At 41.8% G+C, this 7,718-nt stretch carries 5 protein-coding genes and 1 pseudogene; 4 read left to right on the forward strand and 2 right to left on the reverse strand.

Features of this window, described 5'->3' with window-relative positions:
* Positions 1 to 238, reverse strand: a pseudogene (locus VNZ46_RS05740) (hypothetical protein); the annotation flags it as partial.
* A gap of 900 nt (positions 239 to 1,138) precedes the next feature.
* Complete coding sequence (locus VNZ46_RS05745; protein WP_325559160.1) at positions 1,139 to 3,589, reverse strand: DUF5686 and carboxypeptidase regulatory-like domain-containing protein; 2,451 nt, start codon at positions 3,587 to 3,589, stop codon at positions 1,139 to 1,141.
* A gap of 106 nt (positions 3,590 to 3,695) precedes the next feature.
* Between VNZ46_RS05745 and kbl the strand changes: the two genes are divergently transcribed.
* The 4 genes from kbl (at position 3,696) to VNZ46_RS05765 (ending at position 7,031) form a co-directional block, all read left to right on the forward strand.
* Positions 3,696 to 4,883 carry a glycine C-acetyltransferase gene (kbl, locus tag VNZ46_RS05750; RefSeq protein ID WP_325559161.1) on the forward strand — a complete coding sequence of 396 codons (1,188 nt, stop codon included), beginning with the start codon at positions 3,696 to 3,698 and terminating at the stop codon, positions 4,881 to 4,883.
* Between the two features lie 122 nt (positions 4,884 to 5,005).
* On the forward strand, positions 5,006 to 6,043 hold the full coding sequence (gene pheS / locus VNZ46_RS05755; RefSeq protein WP_325559162.1) for a phenylalanine--tRNA ligase subunit alpha: 1,038 nt from the start codon (positions 5,006 to 5,008) through the stop codon (positions 6,041 to 6,043).
* The gene (locus VNZ46_RS05760; RefSeq protein ID WP_325559163.1) at positions 6,043 to 6,456 is read left to right on the forward strand and encodes a hypothetical protein; all 414 of its coding nucleotides are present in this window, start codon (positions 6,043 to 6,045) and stop codon (positions 6,454 to 6,456) included. Before pheS ends, VNZ46_RS05760 begins: the two co-directional genes overlap by 1 nt.
* A complete protein-coding gene (locus tag VNZ46_RS05765) occupies positions 6,456 to 7,031 on the forward strand; it encodes a TetR/AcrR family transcriptional regulator (RefSeq protein WP_133782477.1) in 576 nt (191 codons plus the stop codon). The genes VNZ46_RS05760 and VNZ46_RS05765 overlap by 1 nt, the downstream gene beginning before the upstream one ends.
* The last annotated feature ends 687 nt before the right edge of the window (positions 7,032 to 7,718 follow it).

Below are 7,718 nucleotides of genomic sequence, written 5' to 3' on the forward strand. Positions count from 1 at the left end.
CTACATTGTCAATTTTGAAATCGGTTTTTGCAAAGCGTTCATCTGCTTTAATGGCGGCCATATAAGCCTCACAAGCTTCAACTGTACCTGAAACGGTACCATTTAATCCTTCATCTGCTACGATGATACGGCCCACAAGGCCAAGTGATTTGCAAAAAGTAAGGTGATCGGCAGCAAATTGCTCCGCATCTGCTATTGGACTATAGCAATAGTAAAGTAGTGTTTGAAATTTTGTCATAAGTCATTGATACCGTTGCATACGGCGTTTAATGTTGTTTTCTGCAAAAATACGAAATTTGTTTAACAAACAATTGTGAAGAGAGGTAAAGTAGGAAAGCTTTTTATGAAAAATCAAATTACTCTTCGAGGACTGGACTCCTTGCCCCGCTGCGCTCTTGTGGCAAGGCGCCCTGAGGTCCTCTCTGAGCAATATTGATTTTTACAGGGCGCTTAAGCAGGGGGGCGAGTCCTGGCATAGTGCAGATGAGTTTATTAGATAGTTTTATATTTTCATTTGTTTTCAAGAGCTCGCAAGCTCAGTTTGGCGCTTAGCCGGGGAGGGTGTCCGGGGAAGATGGCCAGTACGGTGGAATAGGTTGACGTTTAATTAGAAGAGAAGGTTTATATTTAGAAGAGAAGATTTATATTAGATGTGAGTTTGGGGTAGCCAGGTGGCAGCCAGAACTGGCTATGGAAGCTGATTATTCCTCACATCAGACACACATTAGACACACTTTCTTCACAAAAAGGTACCTGGTTGTGTATGAATTGTGACGGAGGTGTGTACAAGGTGTGAAGAAGTCCCTTTTCTGTGAGCAACCTGCCCGGTCTCTGCCTGACCCCAATCCTGTCCAAGTCTGATCTAATTTGGTATATCGGATTCTGAAAACACCACTTATTCTAATCTGCAATCTGATTTACTCTGGCCTTTCTAATCGCCTCCCTGTTCTGCACCATCCATGGATTTCCCCCAATTGCAGGATGTCTATATTTCCTGCAGACTTTACACCCGGGTTATGCGCCTAGAAAAAATCAATATTGCTCAGAGAGGACCTCAGGGCGCCTTGCCACAAGAGCGCAGCGGGGCAAGGAGTCCAGTCCTCGAAGAGTAATATTGATTTTTCACAAAAAACCGGGGTTAAAATCCGTAGGAAATCCTGAATCCCTGCATCACCCTCTTGTTCCCGTCGTACGCAAAGCCATAGGTCGCTCTGAAAATCAACCTCTGCAAACCGAAATAAAACTCCTTGTAGTTTTTCTTCAAAGGCTGAGTCAGATAATTGGCACCAAGCACCTCTTCCAGCTTCAGTTTACGGATCAAAGGAATCTTATTGCTGATCAAACCCGCAAAATTATGCTCCAGATGCGCCTCAATGTAATGCTTGTCTGTGTTGTATTCATAAAAATCCAGGAAAGAGAACCTTCTCAGGTCTGGAAGTGCGGTTAAAGAATTGTTTCCCCTGAAATGTTTACTATCCGGATAATACACCGTTTTATTGTTCAGGAATTTACCAGCTCCTGCAACAAAGGAAAAATAGCCCCATAAGCCCGCGCCAATTCTGTCCTGGTAAACTTCAAAAGCCAGCAAATCATAATCTGCAGTACTGCCAAAAACGTTTTTAATTCCCTTTCGGTAATTCATCTGGATCTGCGGGTAAACAGAAGCTGTATAGAATTTGCCATCCGGGCGGCTGATGTATTTCTGTCCTATGGTGTAAGTTAAGGTTGCATCTACAGTCAGGGCTTTATAATCCGGAAAAAGAGGCGTTTCTGAGTCTGGTGTGAAGGGGTTGTTTGAAGTGAACTCCCGTCCTTTCCTGTCAAAAAAGGTGAAATCTGTATGGTTAACCAGGGTCTGGTTTTTGGCATATTCTACAGAAACATGTGCCTGCAGCCCTGTGGCCAGTTCACGAGAGCTACTTGCTTCCAGGAAATTCTTTTCATAGAACTTTGAAAAGTTCTTTTCGAAAAGCAAACCATTTAAGGAGTTGGATAAAGTACTCATGGTTTTATACCGGTTCAGGTCATAAATTCCCGATCCGGCAGAAAATTCAATACCAGCTTTCTTTAATGGATCATATAAGTAATTCACGGTCAGGTTACCTGTTAAAGTATGATTGGCCAGTCCATACCTTAATTCGGGGCGGATGCTGTAATAGCGGTTGTATTCGAAACGCTTGGTATAGGTAACACCATAACGAAGTCCGAAGCCCTCAACTGTATTATAAAATAAACCCCGGAGAATAGGATCTAGTCTTAAATATTGCTGATCATAACGGTTATTGATGGTATAACCAGTGAACAGGAATTTACTGGCGGTAAAATTATTATTGATCCGCTCCAGTGAGTCGAGATAATATTTGGACTCTTTCCTTTTTTCAATGCTGTCCTTTTTGAAATAATTCAGTCTTTCTTCCCGGGTTAAGGGGATTGGCCGATTGGTGTTCCAGTAGGCAGAATCTTTTTTATTGACCATTTTCGTCACTTTCAAAATTTCCCCGCTAAAATAGTTCTTAGGAAAATCGGGATGGAGGTTGTAATTGTTATAGACCCCGAGGTAGTAGCCTTCGAATTTAAAGCCCATGACGTTGCCGTTAAAGGTGAAATTGATATTGGAAGGCATATAGTGCTGTTCCACTTTCATGAATTGCTGGGTAATATTCAGCGTGTCAACCAGGTTGATGCCGGTATTTTTAGTGAGGTACAATTCAGTTCCCATGATCCGCCAGCTGTTATCGGCAATATAAATGATTCCTCTGAAGACTGGATCGTGCTGCCGGCGCGGAATAACCTCTATCTTATGAACACTTTCTCCATTTTCTACGGATGTACCCAACAATTTATACCGATAATAGAATAGGGCCATATCGGCAATCGGAGATACAAAGCCCCTGGAGCTGAGTACATTTTCCAGCAGGAAATTATTGTAAAAGTTGATTTCCAGATCTGAAGCTTTATTAAAACTAAAGGCATTGTTGCGTCCGGCAACTTTAGATGCAATCATCTCTTCCCGGATATGACTTGTTCTTTTATAGTGATAATTGGACTGCGATTCAGACTGATAAAGGATGCCTCTCCTGTTGGTATCCAATTCCAGTGTCTTTTGAATATCCCTTCCAAAAAAGCGTTTTGGGGCCGCCATCAATTTTTGAAGCCCCTTAATGTAGACACTGCAGCTGAATTCTTTAACTTCGGTTAAATGATGCTTCCTGTTTTTTATCGCATTTCGAATGATCTGGTAGGCAGGATCCTCTGCTGAAGCACTAATGGTGACATTCCGCAGGGTGTAAGATTCCGGGCTGAGGGTTACATCCTTTATAATATTGGTGTCTATTCTGAGCTCTTTTTCAATGCTTTTAAAGCCAATCGCCTTGTACACCACGGTATAACTGCCTTTTTCCAGATTTAAACTGTAGTGGCCGTCAATATTGGCAGAGGTACCCCTGGAGGTGTTTTTTAGATACACAGAGGCAAAAGATACCGCTTCACCGTTTGGATCTTTAATATGGCCGCTGAGTTTGAATTGTTGCGCATGTGACGCAAGGATTTGGGCTAGAGATAAAAGAAGGACAAGGCAGATTCTGTTCATAAAAACCCTAAGATATAAATATCATTGATTTGCCGGGGCAGAATAATTTAGATTACCACCGGAAGATGATAATTTCCTAACTTTGGTTGCATCAATTCATTATAAAATGTACAAAACACTACAGCCCGTTCTGAAACAGGAACTTGAACAAATAGAAAAAGACGGATTATATAAACGTGAAAGAATTATTGTAACCCCTCAGGGTGCTGATATTAAGGTAAGTACAGGTCAGGATGTCGTTAATTTCTGTGCGAACAACTACCTGGGGCTATCTTCTCATCCTGCAGTGCTCGAAGCAGCCAAAAAAGCAATTGATCAGTATGGTTACGGGATGTCTTCCGTTCGGTTTATTTGTGGTACACAGGATGTACACAAAGAACTGGAAGCGAAACTGTCGCAGTTCCTGGGTACAGAGGATACGATCCTGTATGCTGCAGCTTTTGACGCCAATGGTGGTGTTTTTGAACCTCTTTTTAATGATCAGGATGCCATCATCTCTGATGAATTGAACCATGCTTCCATCATTGATGGGGTGCGTTTGTGTAAAGCCAAGCGTTTCCGTTATAAAAATGCCAATATGGAAGATCTGGAAGCACAATTGATTGCTGCAAAGGATGCCAGGCATCGCATTATTGTTACAGATGGTGCTTTTTCTATGGATGGAGTAGTGGCTCCTTTGGATAAGATCTGTGACCTGGCCGATAAATACGGAGCGTTGGTGATGATTGATGAGTCACACTGTACTGGTTTTATTGGAAAAACAGGCAGAGGCACACATGAGCATTTCAATGTAATAAACCGTGTAGATATTATTACAGGTACATTAGGTAAAGCTTTGGGAGGTGCTTCAGGCGGATTTACTTCCGGGAAAAAAGAAATTATTGAGATGCTTCGTCAGCGTTCCCGTCCTTATCTGTTCTCTAATACTTTAGCCCCGGCCATTGCTGGTGCATCTGTAGCGGTACTGGATATGCTGAGCGAAACCACAGAACTAAGAGATAAGCTGGAAAGCAATACGCAATATTTCCGTCAAAAAATGACAGAGGCAGGTTTTGATATTAAGGAAGGTGTTCACCCGATTGTGCCTGTGATGCTGTACGATGCGAAGCTTGCACAGGAATTTGCGGCTAAAATGCTGGAAGAAGGAATTTATGTGATCGGTTTTTATTATCCGGTTGTGCCTCAGGGTAAAGCAAGGATCAGGGTGCAACTCTCTGCTGGTCATGAGAAACACCATTTAGATAAAGCTATTGCCGCATTTACAAAGGTAGGGAAAGCACTGGGGGTTATTTAAGATCTTCCCATCCCTTAAATTTTCAAAGCCCGGGTTCATTTTCCTTAATGACACGGGCTTTGACCTTGTTTTTGAACCCCGCTATATGAAAATTATTACCGAAATAGCTGTATATTTGCCCCATGTTACAAGATAAGATAACACAATACACTGAAGAAATTAATGCGTTTTCTACCGCTAAAGCCGCAGAGCTGGAGCAATTCAGAATTAAGTTTTTGGGTACTAAAGGCATTATTAAGGATATTTTTGATGAGTTTAAAGCCGTTTCACCAGAGGAAAAGAGGACGCTGGGTAAGGTGTTGAATGTATTTAAGCAATTGGCAGAATCCAAGTACCAGGCTTTGAAAGAGCAAAGTACAGAAATCTCTGCAGGAAAAGAAGAAGGATTAGACCTGACGCTGCCTGGTGAGGGTTTTGAAGTCGGATCACGTCATCCCTTAGCTTTAGTAAGAAAAGAAATTGTGGAAATCTTTAATAAACTTGGGTTTATTGTGGCGGAAGGACCTGAAATTGAAGATGACTGGCACAATTTCTCTGCATTAAATTTCCCGGAAGAACATCCGGCAAGAGATATGCAGGATACTTTCTTTATCAAGAAGGGTGGAGAAAAAGGGGATATCGCGTTGCGTACCCATACCTCTTCTGTACAGGTGCGTATGATGGAGTCTGGTAAACCACCATTCAGGGCTATTATGCCGGGAAGGGTATACCGTAATGAAGCAATTTCCGCAAGGGCTCATTGTTTCTTTCATCAGGTGGAAGGTCTTTATGTGGATGAAAATGTGTCTTTTGCAGACTTGAAGCAAACCTTATTCTATTTTGTTCAGGAAATGTATGGTGAAGGGACTAAGGTGCGTTTCCGTCCGTCTTATTTTCCATTTACAGAGCCTTCGGCAGAAATGGATATTTCCTGTACCATTTGCAAGGGCGCTGGGTGTCAGTTTTGCAAGTACAGTGGCTGGGTAGAAATTCTGGGCTGCGGTATGGTAGATCCGAATGTTTTGGAGAACTGCGGTATAGATGCCAAAAAATATAGTGGCTTTGCTTTCGGAATGGGTATTGAAAGGATTACCAATCTGAAATTTGAGATTAAGGACCTGCGTTTGTTCTCTGAGAACGATGTGCGTTTCCTTAAACAATATAAAACAACCTTGATTTAATGATAAAAAAGTTCACAGTTCTATTTTTGATACTCGGCCTTTTTACCAGGTGTGGAAAGGAAAGTAATTATATCGCCAATGTGGCGGTGAATTATAATGTAACCATACAAGAGTTTAAAATCAAGGCTGTGAATAATGTTCTAACTGTTCAGGGGGTTGGTGTGGCAGGTATACTGGTCGTTTATAATCCATTTAACAGCGCTTATATGGCTTACGACCGCTGTAGTTCTGTGAATCCGGAGGCGATGTGTAAGGTGAATCCGGACGATGGGGGATTGAGTGCCACAGATCCTTGTACGGGGGCTAAGTTCTCCCTGCTTGACGGAAGTCCTTCAAAAGCCCCTGCCGTTCGAAATTTAAAATCTTATAATGTTTCCCTTCAGGGCGGACAGCTTTTACATATATCTAACTAATGGAACCGGAAAAAATAAAAGAGAGTATACTGAGAGCAGCTAAAGAGTTGTTCAGGAAATACGGTTATCATAAGACCAGTGTAAATGAAATTGCCAAGAAAGCGCGTATTGCTAAAGCAACGATTTATAAGTATTTTGACAGTAAGGAGCATGTGCTGGATGCCATTTTGATGGATTATCTGGATTTGAACTTACGGGAGATCCTGAAAAATAAGGCGCAGTTTGCCGACGAAGAGGAGCACCTCAAGGCTTTGGTGATGAAAACTTGCAGGCTTACTTTTACGGTTTGCAATGAGTTTATCGGATGGGATTTTGTTCGTGAGAATGCCAATTCTCAGGAGTTTTTGAAACATCTTTCGGATCAGCTGGAGTCGTTGTTACTGGCAGCTTATCTGGAGCTGGATCATTTTAAAAATAATCCTTCCCGCAAGGAGGGATTGGCTTTCTTGCTTAAAGCGAGTAAGAGTATTGTTTTTTCTTTCGCTTTCACTTCTGTGAGCGATTCTGATGTCAGAAAGAATTTTGTGAGTTTTCAAAAGGAACTGTTGCCGTTTCTTGTCAAAGCTGCGTTGTAAAGATTGTTAAGCTTGTTGAAAAATAAATGTGCTCTTCGGAGACTACGCTTTCTGCGCGTCGCTGCGCGACATGCTTCGAAAGCTGAGGTCTCCTCTGAGCAGCATTGATTTTTCTTAGGGCGCTTAACTAGAGGGCGCATCCATGTATGATGTACAAGGGTTTATGGATGTTGTTTGTTTTCAAGAGCTCACAGGTTCGATTTTCCTGAGTGCTTAACTAGAGGGCGCATCCAGGTATGGCGTAGAAGGGTTTATGGCTGTTGTTTGTTCAGTTTTTTTGAAAGGCTTGATTCTAGCTTCTTGATAGGTAATTGATGTACAGGCCTAGTTTTCGCTTCCTGCATGGATATCTTCCCCCATAAGATACCTGGAAAATCAATAATTTTTCCGCACTCAATTCCTTTCAGTGCGTCCTATTTTCTGCGCCTTGCCTGGATCTCCTCCAGTTAAGCGATTAGAAAAAATCAATAATTTGCGTGCATTCTCATTCTTTTAATGTTTTCTATTTTCTGCGCCCTGCCTGGATATCCTCCCAATTAAGCGCCCAGAAAAAATCAATGTTACTCAGTATTCTAGGTCTCGGACAATTCCAAATTTTATTTATTTTTTTTCACTAAGCCGCTCGTTTATAATTCTCCACATACATTTCTCCTCTTTTAATCAGAGAAAATATCCTTAAAATCAGTT

Source organism: Pedobacter sp., from assembly GCF_035566355.1.
Lineage (GTDB): Bacteria > Bacteroidota > Bacteroidia > Sphingobacteriales > Sphingobacteriaceae > Pedobacter.